The 15,923-nt window shown below is 38.1% G+C and carries 12 protein-coding genes; 8 read left to right on the plus strand and 4 right to left on the minus strand.

The features are described 5' to 3' along the window. The first annotated feature begins 15 nt into the window (after positions 1-15). The 4 genes from fabF to pyk are packed head-to-tail and all read left to right on the plus strand — an operon-like array spanning position 16 to position 3,923. Positions 16-1,260, plus strand: coding sequence for a beta-ketoacyl-ACP synthase II (fabF, locus tag RAH34_RS04610; protein ID WP_114819450.1), 1,245 nt, complete (start codon positions 16-18; stop codon positions 1,258-1,260). A 9-nt stretch (positions 1,261-1,269) separates the two neighbouring features. Beyond that, positions 1,270-2,034: a ribonuclease III gene (rnc, locus tag RAH34_RS04615; RefSeq protein ID WP_114819451.1), complete on the plus strand. Its 765-nt coding sequence runs from the start codon at positions 1,270-1,272 to the stop codon at positions 2,032-2,034. After that, entirely contained in the window at positions 2,012-2,485 is a 474-nt protein-coding gene (locus RAH34_RS04620; protein WP_034693113.1) for an IPExxxVDY family protein, read from the plus strand. Before rnc ends, RAH34_RS04620 begins: the two co-directional genes overlap by 23 nt. Beyond that, entirely contained in the window at positions 2,478-3,923 is a 1,446-nt protein-coding gene (gene pyk / locus RAH34_RS04625) for a pyruvate kinase (protein WP_062675798.1), read from the plus strand. The genes RAH34_RS04620 and pyk overlap by 8 nt, the downstream gene beginning before the upstream one ends. Before the next feature lie 223 nt (positions 3,924-4,146). On the opposite strand, the gene RAH34_RS04630 is transcribed toward pyk, so the two are convergent. The 3 genes from RAH34_RS04630 to hutI form a co-directional block, all read right to left on the minus strand. Continuing rightward, the gene (locus RAH34_RS04630; protein WP_306595317.1) at positions 4,147-5,439 is read right to left on the minus strand and encodes an aldehyde dehydrogenase family protein; all 1,293 of its coding nucleotides are present in this window, start codon (positions 5,437-5,439) and stop codon (positions 4,147-4,149) included. A gap of 138 nt (positions 5,440-5,577) precedes the next feature. After that, positions 5,578-6,498 (minus strand): formimidoylglutamase, encoded by a 921-nt coding sequence (gene hutG, locus RAH34_RS04635; RefSeq protein ID WP_306595318.1) that lies wholly within the window; start codon positions 6,496-6,498, stop codon positions 5,578-5,580. A gap of 86 nt (positions 6,499-6,584) precedes the next feature. After that, positions 6,585-7,808, minus strand: coding sequence for an imidazolonepropionase (gene hutI / locus RAH34_RS04640; RefSeq protein WP_306595320.1), 1,224 nt, complete (start codon positions 7,806-7,808; stop codon positions 6,585-6,587). Positions 7,809-8,067: 259 nt separating this feature from the next. Here hutI and ruvB point away from each other — a divergent pair, with 259 nt between their 5' ends. The 4 genes from ruvB to coaE all read left to right on the plus strand — a co-directional run bounded on the left by ruvB (position 8,068) and on the right by coaE (position 11,282). Continuing rightward, entirely contained in the window at positions 8,068-9,090 is a 1,023-nt protein-coding gene (ruvB, locus tag RAH34_RS04645; protein ID WP_062675795.1) for a Holliday junction branch migration DNA helicase RuvB, read from the plus strand. Between the two features lie 61 nt (positions 9,091-9,151). Then, positions 9,152-9,763, plus strand: coding sequence for an FMN-binding negative transcriptional regulator (locus tag RAH34_RS04650; protein WP_114819457.1), 612 nt, complete (start codon positions 9,152-9,154; stop codon positions 9,761-9,763). A gap of 13 nt (positions 9,764-9,776) precedes the next feature. Next, a complete protein-coding gene (locus tag RAH34_RS04655) occupies positions 9,777-10,643 on the plus strand; it encodes an MBL fold metallo-hydrolase (protein ID WP_306595321.1) in 867 nt (288 codons plus the stop codon). 9 nt (positions 10,644-10,652) lie between these two features. Then, the gene (gene coaE, locus RAH34_RS04660; RefSeq protein ID WP_306595322.1) at positions 10,653-11,282 is read left to right on the plus strand and encodes a dephospho-CoA kinase; all 630 of its coding nucleotides are present in this window, start codon (positions 10,653-10,655) and stop codon (positions 11,280-11,282) included. Between the two features lie 138 nt (positions 11,283-11,420). Here the strand turns inward: coaE and RAH34_RS04665 are convergent, their stop codons facing one another. After that, entirely contained in the window at positions 11,421-15,851 is a 4,431-nt protein-coding gene (locus RAH34_RS04665) for a GEVED domain-containing protein (RefSeq protein ID WP_114819460.1), read from the minus strand. Positions 15,852-15,923 lie beyond the last annotated feature (72 nt).

Genomic DNA, 15,923 nt, shown 5'->3' on the forward strand with positions numbered 1-15,923 from the left:
AATTAAACAAAGTTTATGGAATTAAAAAGAGTAGTTGTAACCGGATTTGGAGCAATAACACCAATAGGAAATAATGCAAAAGAATACTGGGAAAATCTTGTGAAAGGTGAGAGCGGTGCCGCTCCGATTACTCTTTTTGATGCCACAAACTTTAAAACAAAGTTCGCTTGCGAGGTAAAAAATTTCGATCCGTTACAGCATTTCGATAAGAAAGAGGCTAAAAAAATGGATAGAAATACTCAATTGGGACTTGTTGCAGCAAGAGAAGCTGTAACGCATTCCGGCATTATTGAAGACAATGTAGATAAAAACAGAGTTGGTGTAATCTGGGGTTCCGGAATCGGAGGATTAGAGACTTTTGAAACGGAAGTTTTAGGATGGGCCAATACGGAAATTCCGAGGTTCAATCCTTTCTTTATCCCAAAAATGATTGCAGATATCACTCCCGGACATATCTCAATCGAATATGGGTTCCACGGACCAAACTATACGACTGTATCTGCGTGTGCATCTTCAGCAAATGCTATAATTGATTCCAAAATGCTGATCCAGTTAGGAAAAGCAGACGTGATTGTATGCGGAGGCTCTGAAGCAGCCGTTACAGCAAGTGGTGTCGGTGGATTCAACGCAATGATGGCACTTTCTACAAGAAATGATGATCCTAAAACAGCTTCAAGACCTTTTGACAAAGACAGAGATGGATTTGTATTAGGAGAAGGAGCAGGATGTATCGTTCTTGAAGAATATGAGCACGCTGTAAAACGTGGTGCTACAATTTATGCAGAATTACTGGGAGGAGGTCTGAGTGCTGATGCACATCACATGACAGCTCCACATCCTGAAGGTCTTGGCGCTTATCTGGTAATGAAAAACTGTTTGGAAGATGCAGGCTTAACTGCTGATGAAGTAGATCATATCAACATGCATGGTACATCTACTCCATTAGGAGACATCGCAGAATCCAATGCAATTTCTAAATTATTAGGCGAGCATGCTTATGACATTCAGATTAATTCTACAAAATCAATGACAGGCCACCTTTTAGGTGCTGCAGGTGTTATTGAAGCTATCGCTGCATTGGGAACTATTATTCATGGTACTGTTCCTCCAACCATCAACCATTTTACTGATGATGAAAATATTGACAGCCGACTGAACTTTACGTTCAATACAGCTGTTAAGAAAGATGTAAAAGTAGCCATGAGCAATACTTTTGGATTTGGCGGGCACAACGCTTGCGTTCTATTTAAGAAAATCTAAATTCAATGAATGGAGTTACAGAAATACTTTTCTAAATTCCTTCTCAAAAAAAGAAAAAGACAATTAACGGAGAGAGAATATTTTCTCAGTACCGAGCTTAGAAAAGTTTTGGGTACAGAGGTACAGAATATCGCTCTTTACCGCGAAGCTTTTTCTTTGAAAAATTCTTCTAAAAATCAAGACAGCAATTACGAAAGACTTGAATTTTTGGGAGATTCTGTTTTGGGTACAATTATTTCTTGTCATTTGTTCCAGACTTATCCTCAAGCCAATGAGGGATATCTGACACAAATGAAATCTAAGATTGTTAATAGGAAAAACCTCAATAAATTAGGAGAAGATCTCAAGCTTACCAGCCTTTTGCAAAAGCAAAACAGCTCATCAGCTTTGGGAGAAAATATCTCTGGAAATTTGTTTGAAGCCTTAATCGGTGCCGTTTATTTAGACTTCCATTATGATGCCTGCAAAAGGATTATTTTGGAAAAATTGCTGACCCCTTCCGAGATCAATAAGCTTGAAAACAAAATTGTAAGTTATAAAGGTCTCCTGCTCGAATGGAGCCAAAAGAAGAAGGTCAATATAAAATACGAAACCTGCGAGGAAATACAGGCTAATAAATCTGTCGTATTCAGGTGCCATGTATGGCTGGGAGACGAGAAAATTGCTAATGCAACAGAGACTTCCAAGAAGAAAGCAGAGGAAAAAGCAGCACAGAGGGCATTTTATATTTTAAACAAAAAAGAAAATATACTTGGAAATTCAAAAACTTTATGATCTTGATGATATAGAATTTGAAGATATTGCCATAGGATTGGTAAGATTAGCCAAAGATGTACCTGCTCACGAGTTTTTCTACAAAATAAATCAAACCAACAACCTCAATTTTTCAAGGAAGAAAGATCTTGTCTTTCATGGAGGTTATTATGATTATTTTTTTCCAAGATTTGAAGCTTACCACAAGTATACGAAGACCTGTTTTACCTTCATTTCCAATAAATCTTCTGAAAGTAAACAAAAAAAAATTCAGACAGAACTCTTTACAGAAGAAGAAAACATTAAATTTTTATTAAATAATCAGGTAGATGTGGAATATATTCTGCATAGTTCGGAACAGTTTCCTGATTTTTCCGTAATTTTGCTCCCTGAAAATCTTGTGTTTCCAATTCAAGATTATACACTGAGTTCTGATGAGGAACTTTATCAAATTATCCAGTATTATGAATAAGTATTTAAAGAAGACAAAAATTATCGCAACACTAGGGCCTGCTTCATCGTCGAAGGAGGTAATGTTAGATTTAATGAAAGCGGGTGTTGATATTTTCAGAATAAATTTTTCACATGCAGATTACGACTTAGTTCGAAAAAATATTGAAATAATTAGAGAGCTAAACAATGAGTATGGTTATTCTGTAGGAATTCTTGGAGACCTTCAGGGACCTAAGCTGAGAGTGGGAGTTGTAAAAGAAGGGTCTTACCTGAATCCGGGTGATATTCTTACTTTCACCAATGAAAAGATGGAGGGAGATTCCACCAAGGTGTATATGACGTACCAACAGTTTCCGCAGGATGTAAAAGTAGGGGAAAGAATCCTTATTGATGATGGGAAACTCATGCTGGAGGTTATCGAAACCAATGAAAAAGATACTGTAAAAGCAAAAACTATTCAGGGAGGTCCGTTAAGTTCTAAAAAAGGAGTTAATCTTCCTAATACAAATGTTTCTCTTCCTGCATTGACAGAAAAAGATGTTCAGGATGCTAATTTCATGCTTGACATGGAGGTAGACTGGATTGCTCTTTCTTTTGTACGTCACGCACAGGACATTATTGACCTGAAAGAATTAATTGCCAACCATCCGAACGGTAAATTCAAGACTCCTATTATTGCGAAGATTGAAAAACCTGAAGGTGTTAAAAATATTGATGAAATCCTTCTTGAATGCGACGGATTAATGGTTGCACGTGGAGATCTTGGAGTAGAAGTTCCTATGGAAGAAGTTCCTGCGATCCAGAAAAACCTGGTAGAAAAAGCAAGGTTCTATTCCAAGCCGGTAATTATTGCTACCCAGATGATGGAAACCATGATCAACAGCTTAACGCCAACAAGAGCGGAAGTAAATGACGTTGCGAACTCTGTATTGGATGGAGCTGATGCCGTAATGCTTTCCGGAGAAACTTCTGTAGGGAGATATCCGGTACAGGTTGTGGAAAACATGGCTAAAATTGTAAAGAATATCGAGACCACTCATTTCTACCAACACAAAAATGAGCCTATCGAGAAAGATTATAACTGCATCGATGAAAGATTCATTACAAACAGGGTTTGTCTTGCAGCAGTAAGAATTGCTAAAACAACCAACGTTTCTGCGATTGTAACCCTTACTCATTCCGGATATACAGCTTTCCAGCTTGCAGCACACAGACCAAACTCTCACATCATTGTATATAGTGGTAACAGAAGAGTAATTACGATGCTGAACCTTCTTTGGGGTGTACATGCCTATTACTATGATATGAAAAAGTCTACTGACGAAACGATCATTCAGGTCAATATGCTGACGCACAACTATGGTTATATTGAAACCGGAGACTTCGTAATCAACATCAATGCTACTCCATCATATGAAGGTGGAAAAACGAATACATTGAGATTGACTACGGTATAAGCAATAAGCAATAAGCAATAAGCAATAAGCAATAAGCAATAAGCAAAATTACTTTTTGTCAAAGCATAAAAAAACTCCCGAAAATTGATTTTCGGGAGTTTTTATTTATTATGTAAAAGTACACTGTTAACTTTTAAACGGTAATTTGTCATTCTGACCGAAACGGAGTGAAGTGAAGAATCTCAGATATTCCTCGTTTCCCCGGAATGACATGATACCTAATTTAGTTACCAACAATAGTCTTAGCGGTCACAAATTCTTTTAAAGCTAATAAGGATAGTTCTGTTCCATATCCTGAAGCTTTTGATCCTCCAAATGGAAAACGTGGATCAGAGCTTGTCATACGGTTGATATTGACTGTTCCAGATTCAAGATTTTCAATGAAGAATAACTGACGGTCTCTATCTTTAGTCCATACAGAATTGGAAAGTCCAAAAGGAATATCATTGGCCATCTGTAAAGCCTCTTCATTAGTTTTTGCAGTCATAACCATACCAAGAGGGCCAAAAAGTTCTTCTTTTAAAATTGGATTTCCTTCCTGAACTCTGATTAAACCTGGTTTAAATTCATTTTCAGAAACTCTTTCTAAAGGAATAATGATTTCAGCACCGTTTTCCAATGCTCTATTGAACTGAGCTTCCAATTCATCAGCAAGATCCGGTCTTGCCATCCCTGCCAGTTTGGTTTCTTTATCCAAAGGATCTCCGATCTCATATTTCTTATATTCTTCAATGAATATAGGTAAAAATGCATCTTCAATCTTTTCATCAATGATAAATCTTTTTGCTGCAGTACAGGTTTGTCCGCAGTTTTGAAGTCTGGACTTTGCTCCTGCTTTTGCTGCAGCTTCAAGATCTGCATCATCAAAAATGATGAAAGCATCACTTCCTCCTAATTCAAGTAAAGATTTTTTAATATTTAAACCAGCAATTGAAGCCACTTCACCTCCTGCCTTTCCACTTCCTGTAAGGCTTACTCCTTTTACAGCATCATGTTCAAGGATTTCTTTTACCGCTTTATGCCCTACTTCAAGATTTTGAAAAATACCTTCCGGAAAACCAGCTTCCAGAAGAACTTCTTCAATGGCATTTCCACTTCCGAAACAAATTGAAGCATGTTTCAAAACGATTGTATTTCCAGCTAAAATTGCAGGAGTAGCAAATCTCAGCACCTGCCAAAAAGGAAAGTTCCACGGCATTACACCTAAGATTACTCCTTTCGGAGCATAATGAACTTCAGAATAAGCAAATTCTGAATCAACTTTTTCTGGTTTTAATATATTTTCAGCAGTGGCATAATAATTCATCATTAAAGCACACTTTTCCACTTCAGCAATAGATTCTGAAATGGGTTTATTCATTTCTGTAGTAATTATTTTCCCAAATTTCTCCGAATTATTCTTTAAAATTTCCGCTGCTTTTGCAATTAACTTCTGCCTTTCCTCAAACGGCACTTTTCTCCACACTGAAAACGCTTTATCTGCTTTAATAAGCTTGCTTTCAATTAATTGTTCCATAATATAAATTTCTGTTTTAAATTCAGCTAATGAATTTATGAGCGCTTTTATTTTAAAAGCACGGTGAAACGAGCAAATTCCATTCCTTAAGGGTCAATAAAATAATGATTTTCTCTATCGGAAGAATATAACTTTATCTTACATCATTAGCCATTCATTCACAAGACAGGCTGCCAGTCTTGCTGTTCTGTCCTGGATATCAAAAGAAGGGTTAACTTCTGCCACATCCAGTGCCACCAATTTTTTATTTTTTAAGATATGTCTGTAAAAATGCATAAAGGCTGCATCTGCAAAGATACCATTATATGCTGCAGCTGAGACTCCGGGAGCCACGGAAGCATTAAAGACGTCCATACAAATGGTAAGATAAGCATAATCTACGCTCTCCAGCAACTCATCAATACGTTGATAGATAGATGTAAGATTTTCAAAAAATAATTCGTCTGCCAGGATATATTTCATCCCATACTGATGAGCCGTATCAAAAAGTTTCAAAGTATTGGAGTTTCTCTGAATTCCAATATGTAAAGAATTGATAGGACCTTCCTGAGCAATCTGCCAGAATCCGGTTCCTGAGCTTGGTCCTACTCCATTTTCCGGCTGTCTGTTATCAAAATGAGCATCGATATTAATAATGCCAATTTTTTGTTCCGGAAAGGCTGTTTTAACACCTAGATAATGAGCGTAAGTTACCTCATGACCTCCACCCAAAACAAGAGATTTTCCTCCTTTCAAAAGTACTTTTGAGACATTTTTGGCAAGATTATTCTGGGTATTTTCAAGATTACCATCCTCACAGGTAAGATTCCCAAAGTCAAGCATTGAAAAGTCAGGAAGAATTACCGGAAAATTAGACATATTTTTCCTGATCACATCCGGAGCATCTTTCGCTCCCTGACGGCCTTTATTTCTCCTTACTCCTTCATCTACAGCAAAACCATGCAATGCAAAATCTCCTGTAGAAATATTGTCGTAATTACGTTCTTCTTTTACTCTCTGAAATAATCTGTGATAGAGAAGTTCTTCTCCGTCCAATCTGCCTTGCCAAATATTACTCATTATTCAGTCATTTGCCTATTGTATGTCATTGAATGAAATAGTTATGATCTTCTCATTCAATAACAAAGTATGGTTAATTTATAATTTTAAATCTGACTACCATCAATGTACACATGTTCTGCGTTCAAGCTTCCCTGATTGTAAAGTACATTCTGGAAGTTGTTGGTTTTAAAAGTGACAAAATCTGCTTTTTTCCCTGCTTCCAATTGTCCTCTGTCTTCAAGGTTCAATGCATAAGCAGCACGGAAAGTCATCCCTGCCAAAACTTCAGCTGTAGTTAGTTTCTGGAAAGTAGCTAAAATTGATGCCTGGGTAATTAAATTTCCCATTGGGGCAGATCCCGGATTCCAGTCACTTGCAATGGCTACAATAGCGCCTGCATCCAATAATTTTCTTGCCGGAGTAAATTTCTCACCTAGTCCAAGGCTCGCTCCCGGAAGGGCTGTTGCCACCGTATCAGATTCTGCCAGAAACTGAATATCTTCATCTATTGTTGCTTCCAAATGATCTGCAGATTTCGCTCCTACTTCTACAGCAATTCTTGAACTTCCAGGGGTAAACTGATCTGCGTGAACCGTAATTTCAAAGCCTAATTCTTTTGCTTTAAGTAAGAATTCTTTACTTTCTTCCGGCTGAAAAGCAGACTTTTCAATAAAGATATCTACTCTGTTTGCCAGTTCTTCTTCTTTTACTTTTGGTAAAATTTCGGTGATGATATATTCCAGATATTCGGGATTGCTTCCTTCAAAATCTCTTGGTTTTAAGTGGGCTGAAAGACAGGTTGGAACTAAAGTGGCTTTGGTTACATTCTGCGCTTTTTTAATAATTCTAAGCATTTTCAGCTCGTTTTCCACATCCAGACCGTAACCACTCTTCACTTCAATGGTGGTAATTCCGAGATCAACCAAAAAGTTGATTCTTTCTCCTAAAGTTTTTAACAATTCTTCTTCTGAAGCATTTCTTGTATGCTGCACGGAACTCCAGATTCCACCACCGCTTTCTGCAATTTCCAGATAGGTTTTTCCTGCATTACGCATGGCAAAGTCATTCGCACGGTTTCCTCCGAAACAAATGTGGGTATGTGAATCTACAAAAGCAGGAAGAACAACCTGTTCTCCTTCAATCTGTTCGATTTCTATGGTAGGATTTTCTGTTTTTAATGTTTCAAAATTTCCAACTTTCCGGATGGTATTCTGATCTACTACAATTCCTCCGTCTACAATAATTTCCAGCTGCTCATCGGAAAGTTTTCCTCTTAATGGTAAGTTAGCAAGCGTTACCACCTGCTTAAATGGTCCTATTAATTTCATTAGTTTAAAGTTAATGCATTGTTTAGATTCAAGCTGACTCAATTTTATATCAGTACTCTTTTCTAAACATTGAAAATTTTATTAATTTTCATTAATAATTTCTCCTCTCAAAAATACTTAAAATATCCCAATTATTTAAATCTTAGCTGTTCTCATTTTCAGCCGGGGCTTAAACCTCTCTATCAATCTCAACGTTTTCTCAATCTCAGCTTAAACCTTAGTCGAAATTTGCTATCTTTGAAGTAAATGAAATGAATTAATGCCAGATTTTTTACATCCAGATAAGGAAAACTACTCACGAGAGGAGCTGATGCAGGAAGAACAGATCCGTCCCCAGAGCTTTAAAGATTTTGCGGGACAGAGAAAGACGCTGGAGAACCTTGAGGTTTTTGTTACCGCTGCGAAAAGACGTGGCGGAGCACTAGATCATGTTTTATTGCATGGTCCACCGGGGCTTGGTAAAACGACTTTAGCCAATATTATCGCTAATGAACTTGGGGTAAACTGTAAGGTTACTTCGGGTCCTGTATTGGATAAACCCGGAAGTTTAGCTGGTTTATTGACCAATCTGGAAGAAAATGATGTTCTTTTCATTGATGAGATTCACCGTCTTTCTCCTGTAGTAGAGGAATACCTGTATTCTGCAATGGAGGATTACAAGATTGATATCATGCTGGAAACAGGTCCTAATGCAAGAAGTGTACAGATAGGACTGAATCCTTTTACTCTCGTAGGTGCTACAACAAGAAGTGGTATGCTTACAAAGCCAATGCTTGCCCGATTCGGAATTCAAAGCAGACTGGAATACTACTCTATTGAGCTTTTGTCTATGATTATTCAAAGAAGTGCAAGGGTTTTAGGCGTAGTTATTTATGAAGATGCAGCGATCGAAATTGCGAGAAGAAGCCGTGGAACACCAAGGATTGCGAATGCATTATTAAGAAGAGTGCGAGATTTCGCTGAGATCAAAGGGAATGGTGAAATTGAAATCAAGATTACAAAATATGCTTTGGACTCTTTAAATGTGGATGAATTTGGTCTGGATGAAATGGATAATAAGATCATGCGTGTCATGATTGAAAACTTTAAAGGAAAACCGGTTGGTATTTCTGCCCTGGCAACATCTATTGCTGAAAATCCGGAAACACTGGAAGAAGTGTATGAACCGTTTCTGATTCAGGAAGGGTTTATTATCCGTACTCCGAGAGGACGAGAAGTTACTGACAAAGCTTACAAACATTTGAATATTACAAGACCTAAAAATCCGGGAGAGCTATTTTAATTCAAAGTTTTGAGTTCAAAGTTTAAGGTTAAGGTTAAGGTTAATGAGAATTGATTAGTTTATGTTTATACCCAAATTATATAGAAGTGAAGATTTTGATGTGATGCGAAAGATCATCAAAGAAAATTCTTTTGCTTTACTGATTTCTTCCGTCGATAAGATACGGGCTACCCATTCTATGATGATGCTTAATGAAGATGATCCTCAAAATGCCTATATTGAAACTCATATTTCAAGAGCAAATCCCCAGGCCAAAGCCTTAAAAAATGGTGATGAAGTTCTTTGTGACTTCTTAGGGTCCCATACTTATATATCCAGCAGCTGGTATGATCATATCAATGTTTCCACCTGGAATTATGAGGCCGTACAGATTTATGGAAAAGTTGAAATAATGAATCATGATGAACTGTATGCGCATTTGGATAAATTAACGTCCAAATATGAAAGTTTTCAGCAATGTCCAATGATGGTGAAAGACATGGGAAAAGAATTTGTAGAAAAGGAAATGAAAGGTGCTTTTGGGATTAAAGTTATTCCAACCGAAATATTTATCAAACAAAAACTTTCTCAGAACAGAAAAGAGAATGATTTTAACAACATCATTACTCAACTTGAACAATCTGATGATAATGCGAGAAAGATTGCGGAGAAAATGAAATTAATAAAGAAATAATCAAAATATACATATGAAGTTATATCCAATACAATGTGGAAAATTTAAACTGGACGGCGGTGCTATGTTCGGAGTCGTCCCGAAGAGTCTGTGGGAAAAAACAAACCCAGCAGACGAAAAAAACCTGATCGAGCTGGGGACACGTTCTCTGCTTATTGAAGATGGAAAAAAACTAATCCTGGTAGACTGCGGTCTTGGTAACAAACAGGATGATAAATTCTTCGGTCACTACTCTCTTTGGGGAGATGATACTCTTGATAAAAATCTTAAAAAATACGGCTTTATAAAGGAGGATATTACGGATGTATTCCTTACTCACCTTCACTTCGATCACTGTGGTGGAGCGATAGAATGGAATGATGATAAAACCGGGTACAGACCTGCCTTTAAAAATGCCAATTTCTGGACAAATGAAAATCACTGGCAATGGGCAACAGAGCCTAATGCACGAGAAAAAGCAAGCTTCCTGAAGGAAAACATTATGCCAATGCAGGAAAGCGGGCAACTTAACTTTTTGCCACTTCCTACTACAGGAAACTATGGTTTTGCTCCTGATCTTAAAATGGACGTTATCTTCGTAGACGGACATACAGAAAAACAAATGCTTCCGGTTATCCAGTATCAGGAAAAAACTGTTGTTTTTGCAGCGGACCTTATTCCTACAGCTGGACATATCAACCCGGTGTATGTGATGGGATATGATACCAGGCCTCTTCTCACAATGGAAGAGAAAGCAAAGTTCCTGAAGCAGTGTGTAGACAACGAATATTTATTATTCTTTGAGCATGATGCCCACAACGAGCTGGCAAGTCTTAAAATGACCGAAAAAGGAGTGAGACTTGATGAGACGTTTAGCTTTAATGATGTTTTTGGATATTAATTTTTAATCATGGAAGAATTACATTCAGAAACACAACAGACAGAGCCGGAACCAGCACCCAAGATCATTGGTTTAACAGGAGGAATAGGTTCAGGAAAAACCACAGTAGCGCGCTTTATAGAGGAATTCGGTTTTCCGGTTTATTATTCCGATGACAGAGCCAAAGCCATTGTCAATGAGAGTGAAGACCTGAAAATAAAAATCAAGGAACTTCTTGGTGAAGAATCTTATGATGAAAACGGGTTGTATGACAGAAAATTTGTGGCTGATCAGGTTTTTAATAACAGAGATCTGCTTCAGCAATTGAATGAGATCATCCACCCCGCTGTAAGAATTGATTTTGAAAACTGGGTAAAGAAACAAAGCAAATATTTAGTTTTTAAAGAAACAGCTTTATTGTTTGAATTGAAACTTAACAGACAATGTTATAAATCTCTTTTAGTAACTGCTGAGGATAATATCAGAATTAAAAGAGTAATGGACAGGGATAACAAAACCTATCGCGAGGTAGAAGCTGTCATGGAAAAACAGATGCCTGAAAGGGATAAAATTAAAATAGCAGATTGTATCATTTACAATAATACCAATCTGGAAGAACTAAAAGAACAGACTGAAAAAGTAGTTTTCAGTATTGAATAAAAAAGAACTCGTTAGAAGCTTTTCTAACGAGTTTTTTTATGCAAAAAAATAATTTCTGAGGGATTATTCCAATGAGATATTTTAATAAAAAATAAGCCTCCATTTCTGGAGGCTTATTCTATTTGAAATTTAAATGACTTATTCTTTGATAAATTTCTTTTGGGTAGTATTACCGTTATCATCGATATCAATAACATAAACACCGTTAATCAATCTGCTTACATTGATCTGGTTGTTTAGTAAGATACCGTCAGCAATAACCTGCCCGGCAGCATTGTAGATCTTGTATTTAGCTCTTTTGCTAACATTTTTCACAAACAATACTGAGCTTACCGGGTTAGGATAAATCATCACACTTGTCTGATCAATTGGATTAGCAACTACCGGTTTAGAGATTCTTACCGTGTAATCCTCTACTTCTCCGTTTTTGAAGTCTGTACAGTTTACTGGGATGCCGTCTCTAGACATGGCTACTCTCATCACTACATACTTGTAATCTGTCATGCTTACAAATGCATCTGCAGGTACATTGAATTTACCTGAAACAGGGCTGTTTGAATTGGGTGAAGAAGTGAATACTCTTTCGTTGATGTCAAACTCTCCGTTTCTGTTGAAGTCAATCCAAACTGCAATTCCTTCGTTGTAAGTAGTTCCTGTCCATTTTTTCTCGATGATGATCTCATTGTCGGTTGATCCCTGGATCATTTCGATGAATGTTTTAGGAACTCCGGTATAATCTGTATAAGTAGATGCTCCGGATTCGTTCTCCATTGTTTTCTTACCTGTAGGCTTCACTGTCACTTTAGAGATATGCTCTCCTGTAGAGTTTTCAGCCTTCATCTTACAGTAGATTACTGTAGGCGTTGTAAAGTAGTAAGGAGGAGTATAGTTTCCTGGCGTACCATTACAGATATTTACTACCTGCATTTCATATTTTGTTAATTCTGTAAGACCAGTCAATACAAGGTTATTAACTAATGATGGTACTTCTGTCCAACTTGGAATACCCACTTTTCTATATCTAAGAACATACGTTGCTCCCGGGAACGGATCCCACTGGATAGCCGCTGATGTAGGAAGCAATTGAGTAATTGTTAATCCCGGAGGCGGAATCTGACATATTCTTTCTGTCGTAAATACTTTAGGGTTAGAATATGGATTTAATGTAGTTTCACCGTTACACTGGTTAGCAATCTGCACTTCATAAGTTGTATATGGCTCTAAAGGAGTTACACTTCCTAATACATAAGTATTTGCAGGAGCTGCCGGTAAACTTATAGTAGCCCATGTAGTAGTACCTACTTTTCTCCATCTCATTGTATACGTAGAACTTGCCGCAAGCGGAGACCACGTAATCAATGCCGTTGTTGGAGTAATATTTGTTACAGTTACATTTGGAGGTGTAGGATCACATCTGGTAGTGAAGGTCTTGATTGGAGTTGCGGTTCCAACGATATCTCCACAAATTGCTGCTACCTCTACTTCATAAGTAGTAGCTGGTGTCAATCCACTGATTACCAGCGGAAGGTTACCCAATTGTGCTGAAGCATATACTTGCGTCCAAGCTGTTGTTCCCTGAACTCTGTATCTTACCACATAGCTCACTCCTGCTCCTGTGATGGTTACTGTAGCTGTTGTATGCGTTGTAGTAAATGTTGGAGCGTTAGGAGTTGCATTGCTACAAGGTCTTATTCTTACTCTGTAGTCTTCCACTTCTCCATCTACTGCATTCTGACACATTGTAGGAGCACTTGTACGTTTCAGTACCACTCTCATTGTAGTTGTCAATGGTCCTGTGTAAGCATTTGAAGGAACAGCAAAAGTAGCTGTTACCGGAGTAGTTGTGTTAGCTGGAGATATTAAAATTCTCTCAGCATCTGTAAACTGTCCGTTTCTGTCAAAGTCTATCCACGCTGTTACAGCGTCGTTACCCGTTGCACCAGTCCATCCTTTTGCAACAGAGATTTTGTTATTCTGAGAATTTACATCTAAAGTAACAAGAGTCTCGGCTGTAGTATAGCTGATATAGTTGGTTTGTACTGAAGTATTATTCATTGGTGGAACTCCAAGATTCGAAGAGGTAATGGTTACATTCGAAATATGGTCATTCGTACCGGTACCTGTCATTGGACAGTAAGTTAACGGAGGTGTTGTGAATGTTACTGTTGACGAGTAAGATCCAGTAGAACCGTTACAAGTTGTAGAAACCTGAACATCATAATTAGTCTGTTCTGTAAGACCAGTTATTCCATAGAAGTTCTGACCAGCAGGAACTGTAGCTGTTTGCCAAGCTCCACTTGGAGAAACTCTCCATCTGATATTATAAGTAGCTCCTGTTGTTGCAACCCACGATACGGTTGCTGTAGTAGCACCAATATTATTCACTGTAATATTTGTTGGAGCAGCTGTTGAACAAGGCTGAGCATCTACAAATTTTACTGCATAATCTTCTACTTCTCCCTGAGTGAATGTTCCACAAGGATTGGCGTTATCAAAATATCTCATTACTACACGCATACGGGTAGGAAGGGTTCCCGTATAAACATTACCACTTGCAACGGTAGGTACTGCGAAAGTAGCTGTTACCGGAGTAGTTGTATTGTATGTAGTATTAAGAATTCTTTCACTGGTTTCAAATGTTCCGTTTCTGTTAAAATCTACCCAGGCTGAAACTGCATATGAAGAAGAAGAACCTGGCCAGTATTTATTTACAGAGATTTTATTATTTCCAGAACCTCTTTCAAAGATTACTACTCTTGTAGCATCTGCCGTATAATCTTTATAATTGTCAGATCCGGAATTACTCATCATAATAGGAGTATTCGTAGGAGTAACAGTTACATTATTAATATATCCGCTTGTTGCAGTATTACTTGTAGGGCCTGCAGTACAATAAGTAAGAGCAGGTGTTGTAAAGGTAATAGTTGGTGAGAATGCACCTGTTGTTCCTCCACATACCGTAGCTACCTGTACATCATAAGCAGTCTGCTCCAATAATCCGGTAAGAATTTGGTTACTGATTAATGGGGTATTTACTGCAATTTGCTGCCATGCTCCGGAAGGAGAAACCCTGTATCTTACTATATAAGTAGCTCCTGTAGTTGATGTCCAAGTAACATTTGCCGAAGAAGGAGTTACGTTGTTAACCATGATATTGGATGGCGGTGCTGTAGAACATCCTGCCAAATCGATCAGTTTTACTGCATAGTCTTCAGTTTCACCATAATAATAAGTTCCACAAGCGTTAATAGGGCTGTATTCATTTAATACAACACGCATTTTTGTCGTCAGGTTTCCTGTGTAGGCACCACCGGCAGCAGTTGGTACTGTAAATGTAGCGGTAACCGGAGTTGTTGTATTACTTGGTGAAGTAAGTACTCTTTCAGTTGCTTCAAAAACACCATTACGGTTAAAGTCAATCCAAACTCCTGTTAAGAAGCTATATTGAGTTCCTGGCCAAGCTTTTGAAACTGAAACGGTACCTGTACCTCCTCTTACCAAAGTAACTACTCTAGCAGGATCTGTACTGTAATCTGTATAGCCGCTCTGGCCAGAGTTGCTGTACATAGACGGAGCTCCCTGTGCATTCACAGAAACCTGATTGATATATCCGTCAATATAGGTACTTGTAGCACCGGAAGTACAATAAGTAAGTGCAGGGGTTGTAAAGTTGACACTGGAAGAGAATGCTCCCTGTGTACCTCCACAGATAGTCGCTACCTGAACTTCATATTGAGTCTGCTCAGTCAATCCGGTAATAATCTGGTTTGCGACCATAGGAGTCGTAACATTGATTGTTGTCCAAGCTCCCCCTGAAACAGGTCTGTATCTTACAACATAAGTGGCACCTGAGGCAAGATACCATCCTACATTAGCAGAAGTTGTTGTCAGGTTTGAAACTGTAATATTGGTAGGTGGCGCTGTTGAACAAGCTGCAAGCGGGTGGCTTTCCAACTGTATTCTTGGAATATCTGCAAGTCTGTCTTTTGCAGAAGGCGGTGCTGCAGGGTCCGGGTTTGCACTATCTTCATAATAGATTATCCCTCTATTTGCTCCTGCATTATATGATCCCCAGGCCGTACCCGGAGAAGATGCATAATCGGGAGTTTTTTCATTTACGGCAACCACAAGATTGTCTGTTCCATTCCATAAAAATGGTGTAGACAATTGAAGAGTTACCCAGCTTCCGTTCGTTAAGTTAGGTAAAACTCCGTCAAACACCTGAGTCATAGAACTTACCGGAACCCAGTTTGTATTGGATGTAAAGCTAGTCTGGGTTGTGTTTCCCATATATACCACCCAATCCTTATATACAGCCTGAGAGGCTGCAACGGTGGTGGAATAAAACTTTATAGCCGTGATATAGTTCGACGTACCAATGGCAGTCGTAAGTTCCGCAGCCGTATAGATCTGCTGGGAATAACTATACCCATAATAGGAACGTATGGGGAGATACACAGAGGTACCCGTTCCTGTCCCGATCTGTCCTGCCTGAGCCGAGACTTTGGATACAAAGCCTGTGCAAATCAAACAGAGAAACAGAATTAAAGAGGTAAAGAATTTCTTCATAATGTTTTCATTATAATATTAATCACACAAATCTAATCATTTTTTATTATTAATTTATAAGTACATTTATGT

This window comes from Chryseobacterium sp. WLY505 (genome assembly GCF_030846215.1).
Taxonomy (GTDB): domain Bacteria; phylum Bacteroidota; class Bacteroidia; order Flavobacteriales; family Weeksellaceae; genus Chryseobacterium.

What these genes read in the sequence shown, in the direction of transcription:
- fabF (WP_114819450.1), top strand. Translation starts at nt 16, where the DNA reads ATGGAATTAAAAAGAGTAGTTGTAACCGGATTTGGAGCAATAACACCA.
- RAH34_RS04655 (WP_306595321.1), top strand. Translation starts at nt 9,777, where the DNA reads ATGAAGTTATATCCAATACAATGTGGAAAATTTAAACTGGACGGCGGT.
- pyk (WP_062675798.1), top strand. Translation starts at nt 2,478, where the DNA reads ATGAATAAGTATTTAAAGAAGACAAAAATTATCGCAACACTAGGGCCT.
- ruvB (WP_062675795.1), top strand. Translation starts at nt 8,068, where the DNA reads ATGCCAGATTTTTTACATCCAGATAAGGAAAACTACTCACGAGAGGAG.
- hutI (WP_306595320.1), bottom strand. Translation starts at nt 7,808, where the DNA reads ATGAAATTAATAGGACCATTTAAGCAGGTGGTAACGCTTGCTAACTTA.
- RAH34_RS04650 (WP_114819457.1), top strand. Translation starts at nt 9,152, where the DNA reads ATGTTTATACCCAAATTATATAGAAGTGAAGATTTTGATGTGATGCGA.
- coaE (WP_306595322.1), top strand. Translation starts at nt 10,653, where the DNA reads ATGGAAGAATTACATTCAGAAACACAACAGACAGAGCCGGAACCAGCA.
- rnc (WP_114819451.1), top strand. Translation starts at nt 1,270, where the DNA reads ATGGAGTTACAGAAATACTTTTCTAAATTCCTTCTCAAAAAAAGAAAA.
- RAH34_RS04665 (WP_114819460.1), bottom strand. Translation starts at nt 15,851, where the DNA reads ATGAAGAAATTCTTTACCTCTTTAATTCTGTTTCTCTGTTTGATTTGC.
- RAH34_RS04630 (WP_306595317.1), bottom strand. Translation starts at nt 5,439, where the DNA reads ATGGAACAATTAATTGAAAGCAAGCTTATTAAAGCAGATAAAGCGTTT.
- hutG (WP_306595318.1), bottom strand. Translation starts at nt 6,498, where the DNA reads ATGAGTAATATTTGGCAAGGCAGATTGGACGGAGAAGAACTTCTCTAT.